The sequence below is a fragment of the Mesobacillus sp. ABV4_180 genome (genome assembly GCF_056158485.1).
The window spans coordinates 3375257-3399687 of record NZ_JBSWTJ010000001.1; the positions used below are offsets into that span (position 1 = coordinate 3375257).

Here is a 24431-nt window from a genome sequence, read left to right on the forward strand (position 1 = left end):
TTCCTTAAGATGATGGGAATGGTTTATATATATACGTTTCTTATTAATGAAAGGATTCATACAAATTATATCAAAAAAGCCGACTTCATCTCTGAAATCGGCTTCCTGTCAGGAAAAATGTTTCCTTATTACAGTGAATACATCTTCTCCAATAATCTTGTTACCGTATTCTTCAAGACGGTGAATTGTCATGCTTGATTCCTGTCCATACTCTAGTACAACGCTTAGTATATTGTCAATTTCCTCTTCATCCTCAAAATCCTGCTCAGGAAATTCAATATATAAATAATACTTGTCAGAAAAACTATACAAACTTGTTTTGATTTTATCGATTCCCGGCCGTTTTGAAAGGGCTATGACATCTTCAAAATCCTTGAAGTGCAACAGGAATTCAAGATCATCCTCGAATGCCGGCTCATCATCGTCAACACCTTTTGGGTTGAACTGATGATCAAGCAATTCTTCGATTCTTTCATCAACAGGCAGGTCCTTGATTTTATCGTTTGGAAGCGGCAGTTCAAATTTTGGGCCATCCTTGGATAATTGAGCCTTTGTCACTAGAACTTCCAAGCCTTTTTCTAGAGCCTGAACTTGAATCCATAATGGGCCCTCCACAGCGAACTCTTCTTCGGCGTGGACCTCATCCATCATTTCCCAGAACAATTCTTCACTGCGATCACGGTTATACCAGATCTCTTCCCGGTCAAAACCGCGCTCCTCTATATCCATATATGAAATATAAAACTTAACCGTATTTTCGTTAATACGTTCAATTTCCATTCGCTTTCTCTCCCTTCCAGGCAAGGATTTGAAGGGACAAAATACCCCCAAAAAGCTGTTGGTCTTTATCTTTTACCCTTAATAAATGAGTCTGAATCACCTTGATTTTATTAAAGGAAGGTAAATAAAATAACAATCTTGTACTTTTATTTTATGTTATAATAAGCCAATTTGGAAACAAAATATACACCCATTTTTACAAAAGGCTAATATAATCATAAAAGGAAAGTATTCTTTTTATTTTATCAGAATTATACCTATATTTCAATTCATCAACGCGCCAAAGCATGTTTAAAAAACAAAAAGCTCCCGATTTGGGAGCCTTGATTAATTAACTAATCGTTGAGCTTCTCTCAACTGGAATGTACGCACTTTACGTGGAAGGAATCGCCTGATTTCATCTTCATTATATCCGACTTGGAGGCGCTTTTCATCAATGATGATCGGACGGCGGAGCAATCCTGGATTTTCTTTGATTAATTCAAACAGTTCCTGAAGTGGCATTGTTTCCAAATTCACATCAAGCTTTTGGAAAGTCTTTGAACGGGTTGAAATGATTTCATCCGTTCCATCTTCGGTCATTCGAAGGATTTCTTTTATTTCATCAATAGATAAAGGCTCCGAGAAAATATTTCTCTCAGTATATGGGATCTCATGTTCTTCTAGCCATGATTTTGCTTTTCTGCAAGAGGTACAACTTGGTGAAGTGTATAAAGTGACCATTGGTTAATTCACACTCCCTTAGAATTACTTATATATTATTTGCTTTAAAATGAGCATTCATTTTCTTAAATAATAATAAGTTTAATTTTGTAATTTATATTGATTATTATACACCAAGGATTACATAAAAGGTATCCCTTTTAAAAAAAATATTCCGGGTAACTATGTAAGAATTTTACGTTCTATATATATATAACGAACTTAAATGAAAAAAGTTTCATTAAATTTGATTTTTTTCATCACCCTTCAATCCTATCTATATAAATATTCGTATAATTCAAGCTAATTATGTCCGTATATTAATATTTTCATAATTTAATAATATGTACCCGCCTTTTTTAAAACCTAAACCTATTTTGTAAAAAAATTAGCATTCTCATTTAAACCTTCAAAATGAAAACGCAACCATGGTTGATACACCAGGTTGCGCTCGTGATTTAAAGATCCTGGAGTAAATCTTCACGCTTTTCTTCAAGCGTCAAAACTTCATCCACAGGCTGATATGACTCTCCATAAAACTTTTTATCCTTATATGTGTGAATCATATTGTATGTCTTTTTCATCGCTTCGTATACCAGCTCTTCCGGTGCATGGTCTGGGGCCCAATAGAGAATCTCCATTGCATTGATTTCCTTTGTCGCCAGTGACCTCCGTCGGTATCCAATCGAGCGGGCATGCTCGAAGCCCTCCCTCTTGTAAAAGCGCAGTCGTTTCTCAGTATCCGTATCATCATAATTGACCGGTTCTACTTCAAGTATGATCGGCTTGCCTTTCTCCTTCATTTTTTCAATCAGCTTATGTCCAAGACCCTGGCCACGAGTCGTCTTGGATACGAATAAATAATCAATGAAAACAAAATCCTCTGTTTCCACATACATAAGCACATGACCCGGTCCTTCATCCTTGTGATAAATTTCTGGTCTTTCCTTTAAGAGTGTTTCCATGTGTTCTTTTGATTTCATTTCCTCAATCGGAAAATACTGATTCAATTTTTCGTACCAATGCATTGCTTATCTCCTTTTCAACTTTTATTCCATCCTGATAAGCACCCAGCTTTTCTTATATAATCATGATCAAGATACTTGTATTATTTTTTCTATATAAAGTTCTTTTAATACGCTTACAATTCTTTTAAAATAAAGATGAGCGGGAATCATGAATTTATATTTATCACAACTCATTCTAAAATGAATTGTGAAAAAAAAGGTGGAGGTTTATCATGGGCGGTTACATAATGGATTTAACTATCGTTGCTTTGCTGATCGTGGGAATTACCGCAACAATTGGTGTCATCACCAATGGAGTCGGAATCAAATTCTTTAGTGGCAATAAGAAAAATGAATTTGTAGACCAGTCAGTCCGTTTGCAAACAGGCTGGAAGAATGTTGGCGGCGGCAAGAAGTAATCCTTATCCCACAAACATTATACCTTATGTTCACAGTGTTTATCTAATGATTTGGAAAAGCCTGAAAATGATTTGATCACATTTCAGGCTTTTTTTAGTTCTATTTTATGGTGTATAGTCAACATTCGGTGTATACCTATTGCTTGCATTCCAAAGCAGATATTCGTTGATTCCCTGATCCTGTAGGGCTCTTATTTGGTCTTCTACTTCATTTTTGCGGTATACAAGATAATTGCCTTTCCCAAGCCAGGAAGCAGTAAAGTCTTGCACCCAAGGACGTGATATTGGCGGAGTTTTTAGCTCATCCAGTTTCTTTTTTTCCAGTTTTGCATATTCCTCAACGAGCTTGTAAGGCTGGGTATCAGGCTTAGCTATTCCAAAATAGGATGTCCAGTGGCTTGGATAGATCATGGAAGAGATGACATCAACATTCTCGGATATTTTCGAGAAGTTCTGTCCAATTCCTGGTGCTTCAGGCAACGTTGCAGTATAGCCAAAAATATCAACGGACACTTTCACATCATATGGTTTAAGTTCCTTCCTTGCATAGGCAACAAAGTCTGTGACAGCTTTTACACGTTTCTGGACATTATCCATATCACCAGATTTATAGTCTCCCATTGAATACTGTAGTGATGCATCCCTCTTTTCAAATCCTTCAGGGAAACGTACATAATCAAACTGGATTTCTTCGAAGCCCATTTTAGCAGCTTCAATCGCAATTTGAACATTATAATCCCAAACTTCTTTCACAAAAGGATTCACAAACGATTCTCCCCTGCCATTTTTCCAAACTTCATCACCATTCTTAAACGACCATTCAGGCTTCTTATGTGCTAAAGCAGTATCCTTAAAAACAACGACCCTGGCTATTGGATAGATTTGCTTTTCTTCAAGCGTCTTCATCATTTTTTTGGGGTCTTTGATATATGGCTTTCCTAAATCTTTAAAAGGAGAGTTCTCATCGGGCTTGTATGTAAGATATCCATGGTCATCTTTTATATCAATCACCATAGCATTTAAATCAGTTTCGTCGACAAGTTTTGAAAGACTATTAAACTTCTCTCCCCCTGCAGAATGGCCGGTAACATAGATACCCCTCACCGCATCCGGATACTTAAATTGATAGCCGGAATCAAATTTAAACCTAGGTATCTGATCAGGTATGTTCCTGACCAATGATTCATGTTCCCTGACCGGCAGTTTTTCTGTTTCATGCGGTTTGGCTTCTGCAAAAGCTGAACCGCTAATTTGTGAAAAAGAGGCTGCTAAAAGGGCTGCTGCTGCTATTTTTTTTACTTGCACACACATCTCTCCTCTCAAAACGTTCAGCATTCAATCCATGATATCTAATTCTATTACATGAATCTATAAGTCTATTTTACCCACTTTCGACAGTTTTAGATAAAATTCTGTGATTTTTTTATTGGAATGTATTTCCTCTAATAGAGGTAAGATAAAAAAAACGATCTCAAATTAAGAGATCGTCAAAAATTTATTTAACATATTGCTGCTGATATTGCTTTAGTTCTTTTTCAGAACAATAAACAAAGTGTCCTGGTGCAACTTCTCGCATCTTCACTTCTTCACCATCAGCGTACTGATGTAAATTGACATCGTATGTCTTGCGGCGGCGAGTACGCTCGGATTCAGGATCCGGAAGCGGAATTGCCGAAAGCAAAGACTGAGTATAAGGATGCAATGGGTTGTTGTACAAGTCTTCAGCTGGCGCTAATTCTACAAGCTTACCGAAGTACATAACACCAATTCTGTCGCTGATATATTTAACCATTGAAAGATCGTGTGCGATAAACAAGTATGTTAACCCTTTTTCACGCTGCAGTTTCCTCATCAGGTTGACAACTTGTGCCTGGATGGAAACATCTAGAGCGGAAATTGGTTCGTCTGCAATAATAAATTCTGGCTGCACAGCAAGTGCTCGTGCGATTCCAATTCGCTGTCTTTGTCCGCCTGAGAATTCATGCGGATAACGGTTGGCATGCTCTCTATTTAATCCAACTGTTTCAAGCAGGTTATATACCATTTCCATACGTTCTTGCTTGCTTTTTGCAAGGCCATGAATATCAATGCCTTCAGCAATTACATCGGATACCTTCATCCTTGGGTTCAGGGAAGCATAAGGATCCTGGAAAATCATTTGCATGCTTCTGTTGAATTTCTTTAAATCTTTTCTGTTTTTCTTGCCGTGTACGTTTTCACCTTTATAAAGAACTTCTCCATCTGTTGCATCATATAGTCTGATGATTGTTCTTCCAGTTGTGGATTTACCACAGCCAGATTCTCCAACCAAACCAAGAGTTTCACCTTTGAAAATGTCAAAGGATATCCCATCTATTGCTTTAACTTCATTGGGTTGACCTATGTTGAAGTATTGCTTCAGATTCTTTATTTCAAGAAGTTTTTCTTTGTTTTCCATCAGCCAGTCCTCCTCCTACAGTTATTTCGCGCCCGTGAATTTGCGCATTCTGCTCTTCACAGCTGCCGGTGGTTCTACCTTAGGAGCATCTGGGTGCAACAGCCATGTAGCAGCGTAATGAGTATCAGAAACTTTAAACATTGGAGGCTGCTCTTCTAAGTCGATTTGCATTGCATATTCATTACGCGGCGCAAACGCATCTCCCTGTGGAGGGTGCAACAGGTTTGGCGGCGTTCCAGGAATTGCATAAAGCTCTTCTTCTTTGGCATCCAGACTTGGCATTGAACTGATCAGTCCCCAAGTATACGGGTGCTGCGGATTGTAAAACACTTCATCCACCGTGCCAATTTCAACGATTTTCCCACCATACATAACGGCAACTCGGTCAGCTACGTTAGCAACTACACCAAGGTCATGCGTGATGAAAATAATGGACGTATCGATTTTTTGCTGTAAATCTTTCATCAGTTCCAGAATCTGTGCCTGGATTGTCACATCCAAAGCCGTTGTCGGTTCATCTGCAATCAAAACCTTAGGATTACATGCAAGAGCGATGGCGATGACAACCCTCTGTCTCATACCGCCTGAAAACTGATGCGGATATTGCTTGATTCTTAATTCTGGTTTTGGAATGCCTACAAGTTTTAATAGCTGCAATGCTCTTTCTCTTGCAGCAGACTTGCTCATGTTTTGGTGCTTGATCAGTGGTTCCATGATCTGTTTGCCAACATTCATTGTTGGGTTCAATGAAGTCATTGGATCCTGGAAGATCATTGAAATATCTTTTCCGCGGATTTTCTGCATTTGTCTGTCAGTCAATTTTGTCAAATCTTTGCCTTCAAACAAGATTTCGCCCTGCTTGATTTCGGAATTCCCAGTAGGAAGCAATCTCATGATCGCTTTAGTTGTTACAGACTTCCCTGAACCAGACTCACCAACGATGGCAAGAGTTTCCCCTTTTTTCAGTTCAAAATTCACACCGCGGATTGCTTTAACTTCCCCCGAAAATGTATGGAAGGAAATATTTAAATCCTTAACTTCTAAAATGTTTTCCATAATACATTCACCTGCCCTTTAATCGCGCATTTTCGGATCAAGCGCATCGCGCAATCCGTCTGCCAGCATATTGAACGTAATCATGATGATACTGATGATAACAGCTGGAATTATCATCTCATGTGGATGCAATCTGAGAACTTTAAAGCCTTCATCAATCAACGTACCAAGTGATGCGTAAGGATCCTGAAGACCAAGTCCAATGAAGCTTAAGAAAGCTTCGAAGAAAACTGCATTCGGAATCGTGAACATAGTGTTGATGATGATGACACCAGCAAGGTTTGGCAATAAGTGTTTAGAGATGATTTTGCCATCGCTGTTCCCAAGAGTTTTAGAAGCGAGTACAAACTCTTGTTCCTTAAGCTTGAGCGTTTGGGCACGTACCACACGGGCCATACCTACCCAACCAGTAATCGTCAAGGCAACAGTAATGGAAATAATGCCTGGCTGCATAACAAGGATCATCAAAATAACAACAATCATCGTAGGAATACCTACAAGGACTTCGGTAATCCTCTGCATCACATTATCCAGTCTGCCACCGTAATATCCAGATATCGCGCCATAAGCAACACCAATGATCATATCAATGACCGCGGCCAAAAGAGCAATGTAAAGGGAGATTTGCGTACCCTTCCAGACACGTGTGAATAAATCGCGTCCTAAAGCGTCGGTACCGAACCAGTAATATTCGTCTACCTTTTTCACTTCATACATATCGATCTCTTTACCAGCCTTATTGGTCTTTACACCATCAAATGGGAGCCAACTAATGTTTTCCAGTCCTTGGATTTTAGGTGGTAAATTGTTATGACTTACTTTTTGTGTGTCAAATTCTCTACCAGAGATTAATGGCCCTAAGAATGCCATTATGATAACTAAAGCCATTACAATTAAGCTAACAAGCGCACCTTTATTTTTACGGACGCGCATCCAGGCGTCCTGCCAGAAGGTTAAGCTTGGCTTGTTAATTTCCTCGCTCTTGGCCGAATCGATTTCTGCCGGCCTAAAACGATCTTTTGGAATTTTTGCGTCTAAGTCAGCCATTACTTATTACCTCCAGACAGCCTGATACGTGGATCGATAATGCCATAAAGAATATCCACAACAAGGATGATAACTACAAACAATGCAGCAAATAAAATGGTTGTACCCATGATAACAGGGTAATCATTGAGTGTAATAGATTTTACGAATTGTTCTCCAAGGCCAGGAATCGCGAAAATCTTTTCAATTACCAGAGAACCCGTCATCAATGAGATTGCCAAAGGTCCTAAAACTGTTACCAACGGGATAAGCGCATTTCTTAAAGCATGCTTGAACGCAATCTCAAAGAAACTCGCACCTTTAGCTTTTGCCAGCATGATATAGTCCGACCCTAATACTTCAATCATTTCCGTTCTCATGAAACGGGCAGCGATAGCGATCGGCAGCATGGATAGAGCTATAGTTGGAAGGATTGTATACTCAAACCCTCGCCAGAACAGTACCGGGAACCAGCCAAGTTTTACCCCTATATAATATTGCAGTAATCCAGCGAACACGAAGTTTGGAATGGATTTACCTAATACAGCTATAAAGGTTGAGCTATAGTCAACCCAAGTATTTTGTCTTAATGCCGCAAATATTCCGAGTAAAACACCGACAATTGTTCCAAATACCAACGCCTGTGCTCCTAACTGCATGGATGGCCCAAGACGATTGACCATCATGTCCGTAACAGACCTGTTGTTAAACTGAAAGGAAACACCTAAATCACCTTTCAGCAGGTTTCCAATATACTTGGCATACTGAACAGGAACCGGTTGGTCAAGACCATATTTCGCTTTCATGATTTCCAATTGTGCCGGACCCAATTTGTTCGCACTAGCAAAAGGCGTACCTGGGATAACTTTCATTAAGAAAAATGTTAGGGACGCAATGATGAAAAGAGTCAAAAACATATAAAATACCCTTTTTAACAGGTATTTTGCCATATCTGTGCACCTCCTGTATTGTTTCAATTTTCCCTATTATTCGACAAATGCCATACAGGGAAAAAGAGAGTATATCTAGATATACTCTCTTTCTATCATCAGAATTATTACACTCTGAAATAAGAAACCTGCTTCAGTTTTTATTCTTCGATTGTTACCCACTGGAATGAGTAGTCAGGACCATAGTTGTAGATCGCAAGACCTTTAACATTCGGGTTCAGAAGGATATTAGCAGCACGCTGGTAAACTGGTGCTAGACCAAAGTCTTCAGCAACCATGATTTTTTCAGCTTCTTGCTGTGCTTCCCATTGTGCTTTTTCGTCAGTTGCAAGCTTGCCTTGAGCATCTTTGATCAACTGATCGTACTTAGGATTAGAGTAACCCATTCTGTTGCTTCCGCCGTCAGTGATCCAAAGGTCAGTGAATGATAACGCGTTACCATAGTCAGGACCCCATCCAGCGAATTGTAGATCATAATCCATAGCGTTGTCACGCTCTAGACGTACTGCGAAAGGAACGCTTTCTAGCTTGATTGTCAAACCAGGAAGGTTAGTTTCTAATTGGTTCTTGATGTAAGCATCAGTCTTCTTAGCTGCTTCAGTGTCTCCACCAAGGTAGCGAAGTTCTAACTTATCTACGCCAAGTTCTTTAAGTCCAGTTTCCCAAGCTTTCTTAGCTTCTTCAGCATTGAAAGTAACTAGGTCGCCGTGCTTTTCACGGAAATCTTCACCGTCAAGTGTTACGAAGTCTTTTGGTACAAAGTAGTTTGCAGCAACTGAACCGTTGTTCAGGATGCTAGCAGCAAGGTCTTCTTTGTTGAAGCCCATTGCAATTGCTTTACGGATGTTTACGTTAGCAAGAGCTTCATTCTTCTGGTTCATCTTGATCCAGAATACAGTAGCTTCCATCCAGCTAAGCATACGATCGTCGCCTTCGTAAGAAGGAACGATGTCAGAAGAAAGTAATCCAGTCATATCTGTTTCGCCAGCTTCAAAAGCGTTTACAGCAGAGTTAGAATCTTTTACTACGTTTACAGTGATTTTTTCAAGCTTAACTTGATCAGCATTGTGGTAGTTAGGGTTCTTTGTTAGTACCCACTCTTCCGCGTCAGTGCTCTCCCAAGTTTCCATTACGAATGGACCGTTGTAAAGTAAGTTTTCAGCATTGCTAGCAAAAGCTTCGCCTTTCTCTTCAACAAACTTCTGGTTTTGAGGATAGAATGTTGGGAAAGCGAAAAGGTCTTGCCAGTAAGCGATTGGCTTTTCAAGAGTTACTTCTAAAGTCTTGTCGTCAAGAGCTTTAACGCCAAGTGTAGTTACATCGTAAGGCTTTTCCTTAGATCCAGCTTCTGTAATTTCTGCTGCACCCTTGATTTTGCCGCCCATCATGTATGGACCATATGGAGAAGCAGTCTTAGGGTCGATTGCGCGCTGCCATGCAAAAACGAAATCGTGAGCTGTTACAGGCTCTCCGTTAGACCATTTTGAATCAATAAGTTTGAAAGTGTAAACAAGGTTATCATCGCTGATTTCTGGCTCGCCATCTGCAAGGGCAGGAACTGGCTTGTGGTTCTGGTCAAGGCGGTAAAGACCTTCACCTACGTTGTTTATGTAAGTGAAACTTGTAGAACCTTCAGCAAGAACGGTGTCCATAGTTGGAATCGCAGAAGAATCCAACATTCTTAATTCTTGTGGTACATTAGCAGTTTCTTCGCCTGTTGTACCTTCGTCACCAGGCTCCTCTTTTCCAGTATTCTTATCTCCGCTGCATGCAGTCAGAAATAGAGAGAATACTAGAGTCAAAACTAAAAGCAATGAAAATTTCGACTTTTTCAAAGTTATGTCCCCCTCTTTTTTGTTGTTTTCTGAAAACTTTTTACATTCCCTATTATACATAGATTAATTTAAATGTTCAATATTTTTACGAGAAAAATTTACAACTTTGAAACAATAGTAATAAATTTCCTTAATCATATGTGTTATAATGGTGACTTATAAGCGTTTCTTCTATAAAATCAATGTAATTTCCAATGTAATATTTGATTTATTTGGACGGTATATGCGGAAAATTGCTTTTATGAAATAACAATTTAAGGGAGAAATAGAAAAATGAGTAAAAGAGTTGGGAAAATTTTTATTGGAGTATTAGGATCGCAAACGTTCGTTTTAGTTCTATCTCTTATCTATTATCATGGACTTTCTTTGCTCAACTATATTAATATTTCTTTTTATATAGCAAGTATTCTGCTTTTTTCATCCTTATTGCTATACACAGTTAATTCAGGATTCTTTGATACGATGTCCTATTCTTTCCGCACAGTCTTTGCAGGCAAGGAAGAAAAAAAGAAGACTTTCGAAGAGATGACACCATTATCCGAGATGATCACATTCAATGCCCATCCCCTGCTCATCACTGGACTTTTGGATTTCATCCTGATGCTTTCTGCGTTATATGTATATTACCTGTAAAAAATCAGCTGTCGTCCCTTGCTAATTGACAGATATTTGATTATAATCGTTTTTAATAAATCTTAATGCTTCATAAAAGCAATGATGAAGAATAGTACACTTGTTTAAGGCTTTCAGAGAGTTTGTGGGTGGTGGGAACAAACAGCCTGGCATTTGGAATGGACTTTTGAGCTTCTGGTTTGAATTTTAGTAGAGCCAGGCGTAATTCCTGCGTTAAAGGAATCCATGCTTAATCGGCATGGGTAAAGTGACTCATTATTGAGTAATTAGGGTGGCACCACGGACCATTCGTCCCTACTGATGTAGGGACGAATGGTCTTTTTTATGCTTTTTCCCCAGTTTATATGGAAAGAGTACGATATTTACTTATTTACAGGAGGCGTTTTACATGCAAACTATTTTTTCCGGTATTCAGCCAAGCGGTACCATTACACTCGGAAACTACATTGGCGCAATGAAGCAATTCACGGAATTGCAGGATGAGTATAATTGTTATTTCTGTATTGTTGACCAACATGCGATTACTGTTCCTCAGGACCGAATGCAGCTTCGCAAAAATATTAAGAGCCTGGCAGCGTTGTACATTGCTTCCGGCATTGATCCTGAAAAGGTTACTCTTTTCATCCAGTCGGAAGTTCAGGCACATGCTCAGGCGGGATGGATGATGCAATGTGTCGCCTATATCGGCGAACTCGAAAGAATGACCCAGTTCAAGGATAAATCACATGGGAAAGAAGCTGTTTCAGCTGGACTTTTAACCTACCCGCCACTTATGGCAGCTGATATCCTTCTTTACGGAACGGATCTTGTGCCTGTCGGTGAAGACCAGAAGCAGCACCTTGAACTTACAAGGGATCTTGCTGAACGATTCAACAAGAAATACAATGACATTTTTACCATTCCTGAAGTACGGATTGCCAAGGTTGGGGCAAGGGTAATGTCACTGCAGGATCCATTGAAAAAAATGAGCAAGTCAGATCCAAACAGCAAGGCATTCATTTCGATGCTGGATGATCCAAAACAAATTGAAAAGAAAATCAAAAGCGCTGTGACCGATTCTGAAGGAATCGTGAAATATGACAAAGAGAATAAGCCTGGAATTTCTAACCTGTTATCTATTTATTCAATTTTAACAGGCATGCCAGTTGCTGATATTGAAGCACAATATGATGGAAAAGGATATGGAGATTTCAAAGCTGACCTTGCGAAGGTTGTTGTTGATGTCATTGAACCGATCCAGAAAAAATACTTTGAATTGATCGATTCTCCAGAACTTGATGAAATTCTCGACCGTGGTGCTGAAAAAGCCAACCATGTCGCGAACAAAATGGTCAAAAAAATGGAGAATGCGATGGGGCTAGGCCGCAAAAGAAAATAAGCATAATAAGAGCTGACTTTCAGGTCAGCTTCTTTCATGCTTACGCACAAAAAGAGAGCTGATTGATCTCAGCTCCTAATTTACTTTTGGACCGTGCTCCATCTCCCACAGTTTTTCGAAGAATGCCTGTCCTTTTATTAAATTTTCACAGAATTTCTCATGCTTTCCTGACCAGCCGAACTTAGTTTCTTCATATAATTGTTCCCACACATCTTCAAACGAGCGGCGTTGTATTTCTTCATATAATTCTGGTTTCCATTCAGTGAACCAGTATCGGACTTCTGCTACGTTTTTCGAAGAATTAAGCTGATCCATCGCCATGAACAACAATTGCTTCAATTGTCTTTCCTTTCGCGTCAATCCCCGCATTAAATCCGGAGAAGGCGATAAAATATGAAAATCCTTCAGAGCAGTTTGGTCATTGAATCCGTACTGAATGATATCCTGGTTTTCGATCATTTCATACACCAGCTGTTCCTGACGCGGAATCAGACGGCTCTTTCGAATCGGGATATTATAGCCAATTGTATCAACAGCCAGGATCCCTGTACCATCTGAAACAACGAAACAGTAATCAAGCTGTGTACGTTCATGGTTCTTCCTCAAGTATGCCTTGCGGTAAATGTCATCAAGAAGCTGTTGAGGCAACTCTGATAAATCATTTTCAATGTAATTAAATAGCAGATGGTCAATTTTCAGAAGCGGCACCTGATCCAGAAGTTCTACCCCATCGTCCTTGCGCCATTCGTGAAAATGGCAGACATTATAGCCGTTCTCTTCCCCTTCGAACCAGTTTACCCAGACATCATGAAGATACAACATGATATATAACCCCTCACTTCAAGAAACTGTTTGTCCATCAGTATGGGCAGCAATAAGTAAAATTATTCCTTTAAAGGAAGATCAATTTTCATTTTCATTATTATGGGGCCAATAAATACTAAGCCATATGATTCCAATCCCAGCCGGCAACAGGTAGCATTCTATCCTTCCAGCAATGAACGAAAGATACTCTTCCACGCCATGCCCGACTATAATCATATTCAAATAAGCAATCGTGCTTATTCCACCCGAAACAGCAATCCCAAATCCAATTGTCAAAACAAGTAATCTAAAAATCATCAGATTGAACCAATTCACTTATAAATTTTACATAACACACTTCCCTCACCCCGGCCTGTCCATTTTTTTATATACATATGAAGTAAGTTGGTGAGAAAGTACAGCGAGATATCTAAATTATTTTCACTTCTTAGTTGAATTTAGCACGGTTTCATCATTCCAATTACTTTTTGAATTATTACTGGGGTTACCTTTGTGCAATTCGGGTGATCATAGCTGCTTTTTGTCCGAACCTGATGCTACTTCAGACATTACGAGCGAGCGCACTTGGTTTTTTGTCCGAACCCATACCTCCTTCGGACATTTCTAACGAGATTAGCTGCTTTTTTGTCCGAACCTGATGCTACTTCGGACATTACGAGCTAGCGCACTTGTTTTTTTGTCCGAACCCATACCTACTTCGCACATTTCCAACGAGATCAGCTGCTTTCTTGTCCGAACCTGATGCTACTTCAGACATTGCCGGCTACCTGAGGAACCTCTTACGGTAAACTCACCGTTCCAATAAATATCGACAAAATAAAAAATCTACCTTTATATGGTAGATTTTTTAACGGCGTGATCTTGGATTCAATGCGTCCTTCAGGCCTTCACCAACGAAGTTAATTGATAAAATCGTCAATGTGATGGCAAGGGCTGGCGGAATCCAGATCCACGGCTTTCCTTGTAATACGTCTGGTTCATTTGCGAATGCAAGCATGTTACCCCAGCTCGGAATTTCGGATGGGACACCAAATCCTAAGAAGCTTAATCCTGTTTCTGCTACAATCATGGAGGCAAACAGGATTGTTGCCTGTACGATGATTGTGGAAAGGACGTTAGGAATCAAATGCTGTGTGATGACTTTGAATGGTGAGCAGCCGATTGAAATCGCAGCAAGAATGTACTCATTCTCTTTTTCTGCCAAAATCTTGCTTCGGACAATCCTCGCAACTCCGCCCCAGCTAAGTAAGCTGATTACCATGATCAAAATGACCAATCCATTTACTTTTCCATGAAAAATTGTCGCCAATACGATAACGAATACAAGGAATGGGAAGTTCAGGACGAAATCAGTGAAGCGCATCAGCATGCTGTCGACAATACCGCCAAAGTAACCGGCGATCGATCCGACAATTGTACCAAACAAGATAACAAAAACGGTACAGCTAATTCCGACTAAGAGCGATACTCGGCCGCCATATAGCAATCTAGTGAAAACATCACGTCCATTTTTATCTGTTCCCAGCCAGTGCTCAGCAGATGGCTTAAGCGACATGGACCCGATATTGATTTTCGTGATATCAATGGTTGTGATGTATGGAGCCAAGAAAGAGACAACTGCTACGAATATTAAGAAAATCAGGCTTGTCATGGCTAATTTGTTTTTGACAAACTTTCTTCGAGCGATGGCCCAAGGAGACAAACCTTTTTCCGGCCTCAGGTTAATCTGTGTATTTTTTGCTGTTGAAATTTCCATGGCCATCCTCCTTAATCAAGCCTGATCCTTGGATCAACGATTCCGTATAGTATGTCTGCAATCAGGTTTCCAAAAAGAGTCAGGAATGAAAACATCATTGTCAATGCCATAAGAACTGGAAAGTCTCGTTGACTGATCGAGTTCAGGAATAACTGACCGATTCCTGGATAAGTGAAAATCGTTTCGGTGATGATTGCGCCACCGACTAAGTTGACGATATCGAAACCAAGGAATGTAACAAGCGGAATGACGGAATTCCTTAGAATGTGCTTGTTGTAAATCTTTCTTTCTGGTGTACCTTTTGCTCTTGCTGTTCTTACAAAATCTTTGCGGCTATTTTCTATAATGTCATTACGCAAGAATTGCGTATAGCTTGCAGTACTCAATAAACCTAAAACAACTGCTGGTAAAAATACGTGGTGAAGCCTGCTAATCCAATATGCGGCAGAGCCTTCCGTTGTTGAAATATCAACAGAACCATTTGAAGGGAACCAGCCTAAATTAAATGAGAAGAAATAGATTGCGAACACCCCTGCAACAAATGAAGGAAGTGCCAAACCTATATAGTTGGCCGTACCTATGGCATTATCACCGAGAGTGTATGGCTTTCTGCCGGCATATATACCCATGATGAATGCAAGTATATAAGTAATAAAAATACTTGAGAATCCTAGAAAAATAGTATTAGGCAAACGTTCTGCAATGATTTCACTAGCTGGAATTTTGTAACGGGTCGATTTCCCGAAATCCCCTTGCATGAAGTTTGAGATCCATGTGAAATACTGAATGTGGATTGGATCATTATAACCGAGCTTCTCGCGCATCTCTTCTATGTATTCCGGATCCGTATTGTTCGGATCGATTTCCCCACTGAGTGAGTCCCCTGGCATAAGTTTCGCCAGGGAAAACACTACAACAGAGATAAGGAAAAGCATAGGTATCATGCCGAGTATGCGTCGTAAACTGTATTTAAGCATATGCATTCTCCTTAACTGAATAGGTGGTACTTAATTATTGCTTGATCCACCACTCATGAGGTGAATTTTGTCCAGAAACATCGTACTTAACACCTTGTACGCGCTTAGACACAGCCATTACTTCTTCTAGCTCAAGGATTGGAAGTGCAGGAACTTCTTCGTTGAAGATCTTCTGCCAGTCAGCATATAGCTGCTTACGCTTTTCTGTGTCTGTACCTACAACTTCTAGGTCAACAGCATCTTCAAGAAGTTTTTGAGCATCGTCATTTACCCAACGTGGGTAGTTCCATACAGATTCAACACCCCAAAGTGGTAGTGGATCTGGATCTGCACCAGTTCCCCATCCGCCATAGAATACTTCTAGAGCTGGGTCGTCTTTTTCAAGTTGATCGTAGTAAAGGTTAACGTCAGTCATTTGAAGCTCAGACTTTAGGCCAACAGCTTCCCAGTACTGAGTCATAGCTTTTGCACGTGCTTCGAATGTTGGGTTTCCAGTTGCGTAGTGAGAGAATTTAACAGTGAACTTTTCGCCCTTTGGATCTTCACGGAATCCATCTCCGTCCTTATCCACATATCCAGCTTTGTCAAGGATTTCTTTCGCTTTTTCTGGGTTGTATTCGTATTGGATCGGCATATCTTTGTTATCAGCTGCAATCCAGTGTGCAGTTGGGATTGGGCGGTTAAGCGGCTTGCCTAATCCGCTGAAGAAAGCATCAACCCACTCTTCGCGGTTGATAGCGAATAGCATTGCCTGACGCAATTCTTTGCTTCCGTACTTGTCTTTATCCATTACGTTTTTCTTGCCATCGTACTTACCAAGTTTGAAACCGATGTAGTAGTAAGATAAGCCAGGGAATTTTACTACTTCTACGTTATCAAGAGCTTCGATTTCAGGAAGAACTGTTGGGTGGAATGGAGTCATGTCAAGCGTTCCATTCTTAAGTTCTCCAGTTGTAAGTGAGCTGTCGATAACTTTAACAATGATCTTTTCGATATGAGGCTTGCCTTTCCAGTAGTCTTCATTGCGTGTAAGCTCTACTGATTCACCAGGGATAACTTTTGTTACTTTGAACGGACCAGTTCCTACAGGCTTAGTGCGAACCTGTTCAGAAGCAGCCATGTCCTTAGGAGCAACTCCTTCGAATTCCTTCTTAGAAAGAGGATAAGCCCAAACGTTGTCAAGGTTGTTTACACGAGCCTTGTCAAAAGTGATTTTTAAAGTATAGTCATCAACAACTTCAAGACCAGAGATCTTGTCAGCTTTTCCTTCGTTGAATTCTTTAACTCCTTCGATAGTGTTAACGTTAGACCAACGCTGGTGTTCTCCACCAAGAGTAGCGATTGTTTCGATAGCGAATACCCAGTCATTAACTGTTAGTTCTTCGCCATTGTGCCATTTAACGCCTTTTTCAAATGTGAATGTGAAAACCTTGTTGTCATCCGTTTTCCAGCTTGCGATGTTTGGCTGAGCCTTAAGGTTTTCATCATAATCGATCAATGCATCGTCGAAGAATGCGATGATGTCATCGTCTCCGTCAGCATCGTAGAAGTTCCAGTTCAAAAGGCCTTTGAATTCAGAACTTAAAGCGTAAGTCAATGTACCGCCATCTTGCGGTCCTGTTTCTTCTGCAGCGTTGTCTTTGTCGTTGTCTTTCGGTTCATTTGATGTCTTTTCTTTGTCTCCTCCACTGCACGCAGCAAGGAATGTCGATAAAACCAATACTAGCATAGCTAGCCAAAGCAATGGTTTTTTCATGGTTTTCCCCCCATTTTTCTTATATTTTGTAAAAATTATTGCCCTAGTAAAGGTGGCAAGCAACCTGGTGTCCTGGCTTCACCTCCTTTAAAGCTGGCTTCACTTGGGAACACTCGGCCATCGCTGCTGGACAGCGAGGATGGAATGGACATCCAGTAGGAGGGTTCATTGGACTCGGAACATCTCCTTCAAGAACGATCCTTTCCTTCTTCCTGCGCGGATCCGGCATAGGGATGGCTGAAATCAAAGCCTGAGTATATGGGTGGAGCGGCTCAGCATACATGCTGTTTCGTTCGGCAATTTCAACCATGTTGCCGAGGTACATTACGCCGATCCGGTCACTCATATGCTTAACGACACTAAGGTCATGAGCGATAAATAAGAAAGTAAGATCGAATTCCTTCTGCAGCTGTTTCAATAGATTCAGAACCTGGGATTGCACGGAAACATCAAGTGCTGATACAGGCTCATCTGCAATGATAAGCTTTGGCCTCAGCGCCAGTGCCCGGGCGATTCCGATCCTTTGTCTCTGTCCGCCAGAAAACTCATGGGCGTATTTATAATAAGCATCTTCAGGAAGACCTACTTTTGTTAATAAATCCATTACCTCTTCTTTTAAAGCCTTTGAGTCGACCTTTTTAAAGTTCTTGATCGGTTCAGAGACAATATCGCCAACCATCTGCATTGGATTCAGAGATGCATATGGATCCTGGAAGACCATCTGGATGTCCTGGCGTATCTCTTGCAAGGATTTGCCCCTGAGCTTTGTGATATCCTTACCCTCAAAAAGGACTTCCCCTTCTGTAGCATTCAAGAGGCGGATGATCGTTCTTCCTGTAGTCGATTTACCGCAGCCTGATTCCCCTACAAGCCCTAATGTTTCACCCTTTTTGATTTCGAATGATACATCATCAACCGCTTTGACATTTCCAATCGTACGGCGGAAGAAACCGCCTTTGACAGGATAATAGGTTTTCAGATTCCTTATTTCCAGTAAATTCTCTTTATCTACTAAAGTTGAATTGCTCATTATGCCTTGACTCCTTCTTTTGGCATACTTGCTTCATATAGAATGCACGCCACTTCATGTCCCTGTTCAACCTCTCCAAGCAGAGGGGTGATGCTTGTACATTCAGGCATTGCTTTCGGGCATCGGTTCGCGAATCGGCAACCGGTTGCTGGCATGTTTTTAAGCGATGGGACAATCCCCTTGATTGAGCTTAACTCTTCCTTATCCTCATCCATTTTCGGGATGGCTCCCATCATCAATTCTGTATATGGATGTTTCGGGTTGTAGAAAAGAGTATCGACATCTGCACGTTCCACGATCCTGCCCGCATACATAACAATGACTTCATTGCACATCTCGGCTACGACGCCAAGATCATGGGTGATCATGATTACTGACATATCATTTACTTCCTGGATGCTCTTCAGCAAATCCAGGATCTGGGCTTGTACTGTTACGTCCAATGCAGTTGTAGGTTCATCCGCGATTAACAGCTTTGGCTGATTGGCAATTGCCATAGCGATCATGACCCTCTGCCTCATACCTCCGGAAAGCTGGTGCGGGTACTCATCGACGATTTTCTCCGGTCGTGATATCCCTACGCTTTTTAGCAATGCAACACTCTTTTGCCTTGCTTCTGCTTTTGAGATTTTTGTGTGGTTAAACAAAACCTCCTGAAGCTGGAATCCAATCGTGAATACCGGGTTCATCGATGTCATTGGTTCCTGGAAGATCATTGAGATATCACGGCCGCGAATCTTGTTCATTTCTTTTTCAGATAGTTGCTCCAGATGCTTGCCTTCGAAAAGAATTTCGCCTCCACGGATTTTTCCGATGCCTTTCGGAAGCAGCTGCATGACTGAAAGGCTCATTACTGACTTTCCGCACCCCGATTCGCCAACAACCCCGACAATCTGTCTTGGTTTGACAGAAAAACTGACTTTATCAACAGCGTTATAAAACTCACCATCAATATTAAAAGCAGTTTCCAGGTTCTTGACCTCAAGCAAAGGTGCTTCTTTATGTATTGAATAGTTGCTCATTAAGTCACCTTCTCACATTTTAAATAATAAAATATTCTGCATATTCAATATATTTTAATAAAATGTTATTACAGTTTTATTACAATTGCAATACTTTTTTTTCAATTGGGAAATTTATAATTTTTCAAACATATAAAAAAACCCTTTATTAAAAGGGCTTTCTAGGGACTTGGTAAATGTTAAAATTTTATAAACTTTTCAAATTGTTTAGCAGAAATAGCAAAGGATGCTTTTTCAGAAAAATTTCTACTTTCCTTAAAATGTTTTACAATTTCATAGCCTATTGCGTATCCCAATAGCTTCGGCCGACCTTCTAAACCGAACAGAATCTGGTCATGTTCCCTGTCATTTCTTTTAATATTCAGCTTATCAGAGAGATCTTTGTTCCAAAATTCAGCCAGGTTTTCTGTCGAATAACGCCTGCTCCATTCCCCGGTATATTTTTCACCGCAATTTTCGGCAACGGCATGTTCAGCCAGCCCTTCTAAAATTATCGAATCTAATAGTGTATAATCTGCAGGATTCTTTTTCTGCCCATTCATACGGCATACGTGATGGTACTCGTGGACAAACAAAGCCTCGAGCTCTTTTTCATCAGAAAGTGGAGTCAGGAATAAGAACATTTTATCCATAAAAGAAACCCCTGATTTGCCCTTCCCTTCCCTCATCAGTCTTGTATTCGATTGATCCATCGGAAAAATGAAGATGGGAATGTCAGGGCCTGACCATTTCTTTTTATATTTACGATAGATTTTTTCTGTTTTCTCCCAGAACTTTTCTGACTTCAGCTGTTCGAAAACCTTTTTGCTTCTGCGGTCCGGCTTGTACATGCCAAAATTCTTTAAATAGCTATATATTTTTTCAGATTCCCTTTCTCCCTTGAAATGATCAAGCAGCATCTCACATATCTTCTTTGGATTGTTAAAATCTGTTTCAAGCCATTCATCTGTCCGTACTATCCCATTGCCTTCCCTCCAAAGATGATTATTTACAGCTATTTTATGTAGCTTGTGGCCAATGGTTCAAAAGTTTTCACAACACTCCAGGAAATTTCCCAACAAATACAAAAAGCCAGGAATACCTGGCTTTAAAAAATCTCGTTCATGCTAAAATTCCTGAATACGAAAATTAAAACGCGCTGATTAATGTGTTCAGTAATGTAACCATCCATGTGGCATTACTCGTTGATTTTCGGATCAAGCGCGTCCCTTAGACCATCACCGACAAAGTTGAAGCAAATGACTGTCAGCAGAATCATTAATCCAGGTGCAAGCGGGTACCACCATGATTTTAAAAGAATCGTAAAATTCTGCGCATCCTGAAGCATATTTCCCCAACTTGCGTGAGGCGGCTGGATGCCAAGTCCTAAATAGCTCAGTCCAGATTCTGCCAGGATGACATACCCTACTGCTAAAGTGGCTGAGACAATGATCGGTCCCATTGCATTAGGCAGGATGTGGGAAAAAATGATTGTACTCGTTTTTGTTCCTATCGTTTTGGATGCGAGGACAAACTCTCTGGACCTTAAGGACAAGAACTCGCCCCTGACCAGCCGGGCTGTAGTTGTCCAGCCGAGAAGTGCAAAAATTAAAATCAGCTTATCTACACCTGGCTTGAAGATCGTTACCAATGTGATTAGCAGGAAGATGGACGGGATTGAGAGGATTATATCAACAAACCTCATAATCATGGCGTCGACAATCCCGCCAATATAACCCGCGACAGCTCCAAGGAAAGTGCCGATTGTAATCGAACCTAACACTGATGCAAACCCGACCAGCAGAGAAATTCTTGCGCCGTATAACAGTCGGGAGAAAACATCCCTTCCGAAGCGGTCCGTTCCCAGCCAGTGCTCACTGCTTGGCGGCTGCAATTTTAAAAGCAGGTTCTGCTTCGATGGTGAATAGGGAGCGATGACCGGTGCCAATAGCGCTGCAGAAATAATAATGATTAAGAACAACCCGCCAATTACTGCAAGCTTGTTCTTGAAAAACTTCCTGAAAATGATCCCGAGCATTGTATCACGGGAGGTTTTGACACCATATAAGTCAAGGCCGCCAGATGAATTTCCAGCTAAATTTGTATTTGCCATGTTTACCTCCCCTTAATACTCGATCCTTGGATCAAAAATTGCATAAAGTATGTCGGCAATCAAATTACCAATTACAACAAACACTGCTGAAATCACCGTCAAGCCCATGATTACCGGATAATCCCGCTGGAACGCTGAATCTACGAACAATAAGCCAATTCCAGGCCATGTGAAAATTTTTTCAACAATGACCGCTCCTCCAATAAAAGAAGGAATCATCAACCCAAAAATAGTGATGACCGGGATCAATCCATTGCGCAGGCCATGTTTATAGATGACCTTGTTCTCTTTGAATCCTTTTGCTCTCGCTGTCCTGATGTAATCCTGCTTGATTACTTCAAGCATGCTCGACCTTGTATATCTTGTTAAGCCGGCCATATCGGCAGCCGCCAATACAAATGCTGGCATAATCAAATGATGGATCCTGTCCCAAAGGCTGAATGGAGCATTCAATGTCGCTACCCCACCGGTAGGGAACCAATTTATCTGGACAGCAAAAACCATGATCAGAATCAAACCAAGGAAGAAGTTAGGCGTAGCTACCCCAAGGAATGATGTTACTGTTACTGTATAGTCGAGCTTGGAATATGGTCTCGTAGCTGAAATGACTCCGAATGGAATAGAAATCAATAATGCCAGGAATGTCGATACGACCATTAATATAATCGTGTTAGGCATCCTGTTCATGATCATCTCTATCACCGGAACCCCTTTGCGGATCAGTGAAGTCCCAAAGTCACCCTGAAGCATGGCACCCAGCCATTTGATATACTGTATATGGATAGGATCATTCAGCCCATATCTTTCCATGAACTTGGCCTTGTCCGCTGGGCTGATGGTCGGATCCATCATTAAGCTTGCTGGATCGCCAGGCGCAAGTTTCATGATTGCAAAGGAGACAATCGTAATCCCTAACAGCAATGGAATGGCCATCAGTATTCGGCGAATGATATAAGATAGCATAGCAATTCTCCTTTTAAAATTAAGAGATTTATGTCAATGACTGTATTAGTCTTATTTTCATGGGTTATAAAAGTTTGAAAGGGAAGGGAATCCCCTTCCCTTTCAAACTGAACTGATGGGATTATGGTTTCTCTATTTTTTTAGCCACCACTTATAAATCTCGTAAAAATCATCTCTCGCATTGAATACATAGCCTTCAAGATTTGCCGGCATTACCCTGTGGACATTTGGATAGTACAGGAACGAGTAAGGCTGATCTTCTGCGATCATCTTATAGATGTCAGCATATGCAGCCTTATATTCATCCTGATCAAGGATCTGTTTCGCTTCTTCCATCAACTTATCCGCTTCAGGATTTGAATACCATACGAAGTTTAAGCCTTCTTCCATCTGGCTGGAGTGGAAGATATCATACTGGTCAGGGAATGTGGATAGAGCCCACCCAAGTACCAGCGCATCATAATTCCAGTTCGGTGCGGAAATCTGTTCAATGAAGGCGCTCCACTCAACAATTTCCGGTTTTGCTTCGATTCCTACTTCTTTCAGCTGTTCCTGAAGAACTACTACGATATCTTCACGAACCTTGTTGCCCTGGTTTGTTTTTACAGTGAAGGAGAATTTCTTCCCATCCTTGTCAAGGATTCCGTCACCATCAGAGTCTTTCCAGCCAGCTTCGGCAAGGAGGGTCTTTGCTTTTTCCACGTCATACCCGAATTTAGGCACATCATCATTATATGCCCATGAAAGCGGGCTTTCCGGAACGTGGGCCACTTTCCCGTCACCGTTCATGACAGAGCTGACAATCGCTTCCCTGTCAATGGCATGGGTGATTGCCTGACGGACTTTCTTGTCTTTGAAAAGATCATTCTTCTGGTTGTAGCCAAGATATGTGTATGAAAGGCCTAAGCCTGATTCTACCTTAACTCCTGGGAATGATTTGACTGTTTCGATGTCTGTACCTGGAACGCCTGCAGCAAAGTGGATATCGCCAGCCTGGATTTGCGCGATCATGGCATCCATGTCAGGTACAATCTTGTAAGTTAGTGTATCCAGATTTGGACGGCCCTTGAAATAGTCATCAAACGCCTCAACCTTTACATACTCTCCGTCCTTCCATTCCACAAATTTGAATGGACCTGTACCAATTGGGCTCTTCGTGTTGAATTCATGTTCGCCAAGTTTAGCGACAGGTACATCCTTTAGGATATGCTCAGGCAGGATGTAATAGCTTAATGAAACCGGATAGAAGGAAGCATCCTTTTTGCTAAGCTTGAACTCAACAGTATAGTCGTCAATTTTTGTGACTTTATCCAATGCTTCGAATGCAGATCCACGCTCGCCGTTATAATCAGGATTCTTTGGAATGCTGAATGTGAACACAACGTCATCTGCGGTGAATTCTTCACCGTCATGCCATTTGATGCCTTTTTTCAACTTTGCCGTAAAAGTCAATCCATCCTCAGAGGTATCGATGGACTCAGCCATACTGAGAGTTGGGTTGAATTCAGTATCTGAAGATACAAGTCCGTCATAGATGAAGCCTTCAATATCAGAGCTTGATGTGTCAGTAGAATAAAGCGGGTTGAAGATAGTTGGTGCACCAGTTGATCCAATGATCAAATCCCCGCCCTGCTGTGGTTCTGCAGTTTCCTCTTCTTTGTTTCCGTCGTCACCAGGTGTTTCTTTCGGATCCTCAGCTTTATCTCCTGTACAGGCTGTCAGGAAAATCGACAGGATCAGGGTAAGACTAATCAACCACCAAGAAGCTTTTCTAAATTTCACATCAT

At 40.9% G+C, this 24431-nt stretch carries 23 protein-coding genes and 1 other annotated feature; of the genes, 3 read left to right on the plus strand and 20 right to left on the minus strand.

What is annotated here, in order from left to right; genetic code table 11:
- Positions 1-108: 108 nt before the first annotated feature.
- The 3 genes from mecA to ACXAEA_RS17325 all read right to left on the minus strand — a co-directional run bounded on the left by mecA (position 109) and on the right by ACXAEA_RS17325 (position 2510).
- The gene (gene mecA, locus ACXAEA_RS17315; RefSeq protein WP_475097104.1) at positions 109-780 is read right to left on the minus strand and encodes an adaptor protein MecA; all 672 of its coding nucleotides are present in this window, start codon (positions 778-780) and stop codon (positions 109-111) included.
- A 327-nt stretch (positions 781-1107) separates the two neighbouring features.
- Positions 1108-1503 carry a transcriptional regulator SpxA gene (spxA, locus tag ACXAEA_RS17320; RefSeq protein ID WP_207498861.1) on the minus strand — a complete coding sequence of 132 codons (396 nt, stop codon included), beginning with the start codon at positions 1501-1503 and terminating at the stop codon, positions 1108-1110.
- 437 nt (positions 1504-1940) lie between these two features.
- Positions 1941-2510 (minus strand): GNAT family N-acetyltransferase, encoded by a 570-nt coding sequence (locus ACXAEA_RS17325; RefSeq protein WP_475097105.1) that lies wholly within the window; start codon positions 2508-2510, stop codon positions 1941-1943.
- Positions 2511-2722: 212 nt separating this feature from the next.
- Here ACXAEA_RS17325 and ACXAEA_RS17330 point away from each other — a divergent pair, with 212 nt between their 5' ends.
- A complete protein-coding gene (locus tag ACXAEA_RS17330; RefSeq protein WP_475097106.1) occupies positions 2723-2908 on the plus strand; it encodes a hypothetical protein in 186 nt (61 codons plus the stop codon).
- 105 nt (positions 2909-3013) lie between these two features.
- Here the strand turns inward: ACXAEA_RS17330 and ACXAEA_RS17335 are convergent, their stop codons facing one another.
- The 6 genes from ACXAEA_RS17335 to ACXAEA_RS17360 form a co-directional block, all read right to left on the minus strand.
- Positions 3014-4219: a putative glycoside hydrolase gene (locus tag ACXAEA_RS17335; RefSeq protein WP_475097107.1), complete on the minus strand. Its 1206-nt coding sequence runs from the start codon at positions 4217-4219 to the stop codon at positions 3014-3016.
- Between the two features lie 184 nt (positions 4220-4403).
- Positions 4404-5345: an ABC transporter ATP-binding protein gene (locus tag ACXAEA_RS17340; RefSeq protein ID WP_475097108.1), complete on the minus strand. Its 942-nt coding sequence runs from the start codon at positions 5343-5345 to the stop codon at positions 4404-4406.
- A gap of 21 nt (positions 5346-5366) precedes the next feature.
- Positions 5367-6401 (minus strand): ABC transporter ATP-binding protein, encoded by a 1035-nt coding sequence (locus ACXAEA_RS17345; RefSeq protein ID WP_475097109.1) that lies wholly within the window; start codon positions 6399-6401, stop codon positions 5367-5369.
- A gap of 18 nt (positions 6402-6419) precedes the next feature.
- The gene (gene opp3C, locus ACXAEA_RS17350; protein ID WP_475097110.1) at positions 6420-7448 is read right to left on the minus strand and encodes an oligopeptide ABC transporter permease; all 1029 of its coding nucleotides are present in this window, start codon (positions 7446-7448) and stop codon (positions 6420-6422) included.
- The gene (opp3b, locus tag ACXAEA_RS17355; protein ID WP_475097111.1) at positions 7448-8377 is read right to left on the minus strand and encodes an oligopeptide ABC transporter permease; all 930 of its coding nucleotides are present in this window, start codon (positions 8375-8377) and stop codon (positions 7448-7450) included. Before opp3b ends, opp3C begins: the two co-directional genes overlap by 1 nt.
- 140 nt (positions 8378-8517) lie before the next feature.
- Positions 8518-10212, minus strand: a complete 1695-nt coding sequence (locus ACXAEA_RS17360) for a peptide ABC transporter substrate-binding protein (RefSeq protein ID WP_475097112.1) — start codon at positions 10210-10212, stop codon at positions 8518-8520.
- Between the two features lie 273 nt (positions 10213-10485).
- Between ACXAEA_RS17360 and ACXAEA_RS17365 the strand changes: the two genes are divergently transcribed.
- Both ACXAEA_RS17365 and trpS read left to right on the plus strand, forming a co-directional pair.
- Positions 10486-10845 carry a DUF3899 domain-containing protein gene (locus ACXAEA_RS17365; protein WP_475097113.1) on the plus strand — a complete coding sequence of 120 codons (360 nt, stop codon included), beginning with the start codon at positions 10486-10488 and terminating at the stop codon, positions 10843-10845.
- Positions 10846-10917: 72 nt separating this feature from the next.
- Positions 10918-11144 (plus strand) — a binding site (T-box leader).
- An 89-nt stretch (positions 11145-11233) separates the two neighbouring features.
- The gene (gene trpS / locus ACXAEA_RS17370; RefSeq protein WP_475097114.1) at positions 11234-12223 is read left to right on the plus strand and encodes a tryptophan--tRNA ligase; all 990 of its coding nucleotides are present in this window, start codon (positions 11234-11236) and stop codon (positions 12221-12223) included.
- A 75-nt stretch (positions 12224-12298) separates the two neighbouring features.
- Here the strand turns inward: trpS and ACXAEA_RS17375 are convergent, their stop codons facing one another.
- The 11 genes from ACXAEA_RS17375 to ACXAEA_RS17425 form a co-directional block, all read right to left on the minus strand.
- Entirely contained in the window at positions 12299-13045 is a 747-nt protein-coding gene (locus ACXAEA_RS17375) for a DUF3603 family protein (protein WP_475097115.1), read from the minus strand.
- Between the two features lie 81 nt (positions 13046-13126).
- Entirely contained in the window at positions 13127-13345 is a 219-nt protein-coding gene (locus ACXAEA_RS17380) for a YuzI family membrane protein (protein WP_475097116.1), read from the minus strand.
- Between the two features lie 550 nt (positions 13346-13895).
- A complete protein-coding gene (gene opp4C, locus ACXAEA_RS17385) occupies positions 13896-14804 on the minus strand; it encodes an oligopeptide ABC transporter permease (protein WP_475097117.1) in 909 nt (302 codons plus the stop codon).
- Positions 14805-14815: 11 nt separating this feature from the next.
- Positions 14816-15781 carry an oligopeptide ABC transporter permease gene (opp4B, locus tag ACXAEA_RS17390; protein WP_475097118.1) on the minus strand — a complete coding sequence of 322 codons (966 nt, stop codon included), beginning with the start codon at positions 15779-15781 and terminating at the stop codon, positions 14816-14818.
- 34 nt (positions 15782-15815) lie between these two features.
- Complete coding sequence (gene opp4A, locus ACXAEA_RS17395) at positions 15816-17537, minus strand: oligopeptide ABC transporter substrate-binding protein (RefSeq protein WP_475097119.1); 1722 nt, start codon at positions 17535-17537, stop codon at positions 15816-15818.
- 43 nt (positions 17538-17580) lie between these two features.
- On the minus strand, positions 17581-18567 hold the full coding sequence (locus ACXAEA_RS17400) for an ABC transporter ATP-binding protein (RefSeq protein ID WP_475097120.1): 987 nt from the start codon (positions 18565-18567) through the stop codon (positions 17581-17583).
- Positions 18567-19589: an ABC transporter ATP-binding protein gene (locus tag ACXAEA_RS17405; RefSeq protein ID WP_475097121.1), complete on the minus strand. Its 1023-nt coding sequence runs from the start codon at positions 19587-19589 to the stop codon at positions 18567-18569. The genes ACXAEA_RS17400 and ACXAEA_RS17405 overlap by 1 nt, the downstream gene beginning before the upstream one ends.
- Before the next feature lie 179 nt (positions 19590-19768).
- Positions 19769-20488 (minus strand): DUF2268 domain-containing putative Zn-dependent protease, encoded by a 720-nt coding sequence (locus ACXAEA_RS17410; protein WP_475097122.1) that lies wholly within the window; start codon positions 20486-20488, stop codon positions 19769-19771.
- A gap of 278 nt (positions 20489-20766) precedes the next feature.
- The gene (opp4C, locus tag ACXAEA_RS17415) at positions 20767-21606 is read right to left on the minus strand and encodes an oligopeptide ABC transporter permease (protein ID WP_475098161.1); all 840 of its coding nucleotides are present in this window, start codon (positions 21604-21606) and stop codon (positions 20767-20769) included.
- A gap of 87 nt (positions 21607-21693) precedes the next feature.
- Positions 21694-22644, minus strand: coding sequence for an ABC transporter permease (locus ACXAEA_RS17420; RefSeq protein WP_475097123.1), 951 nt, complete (start codon positions 22642-22644; stop codon positions 21694-21696).
- Between the two features lie 132 nt (positions 22645-22776).
- The gene (locus ACXAEA_RS17425) at positions 22777-24426 is read right to left on the minus strand and encodes a peptide-binding protein (protein ID WP_475097124.1); all 1650 of its coding nucleotides are present in this window, start codon (positions 24424-24426) and stop codon (positions 22777-22779) included.
- Positions 24427-24431 lie beyond the last annotated feature (5 nt).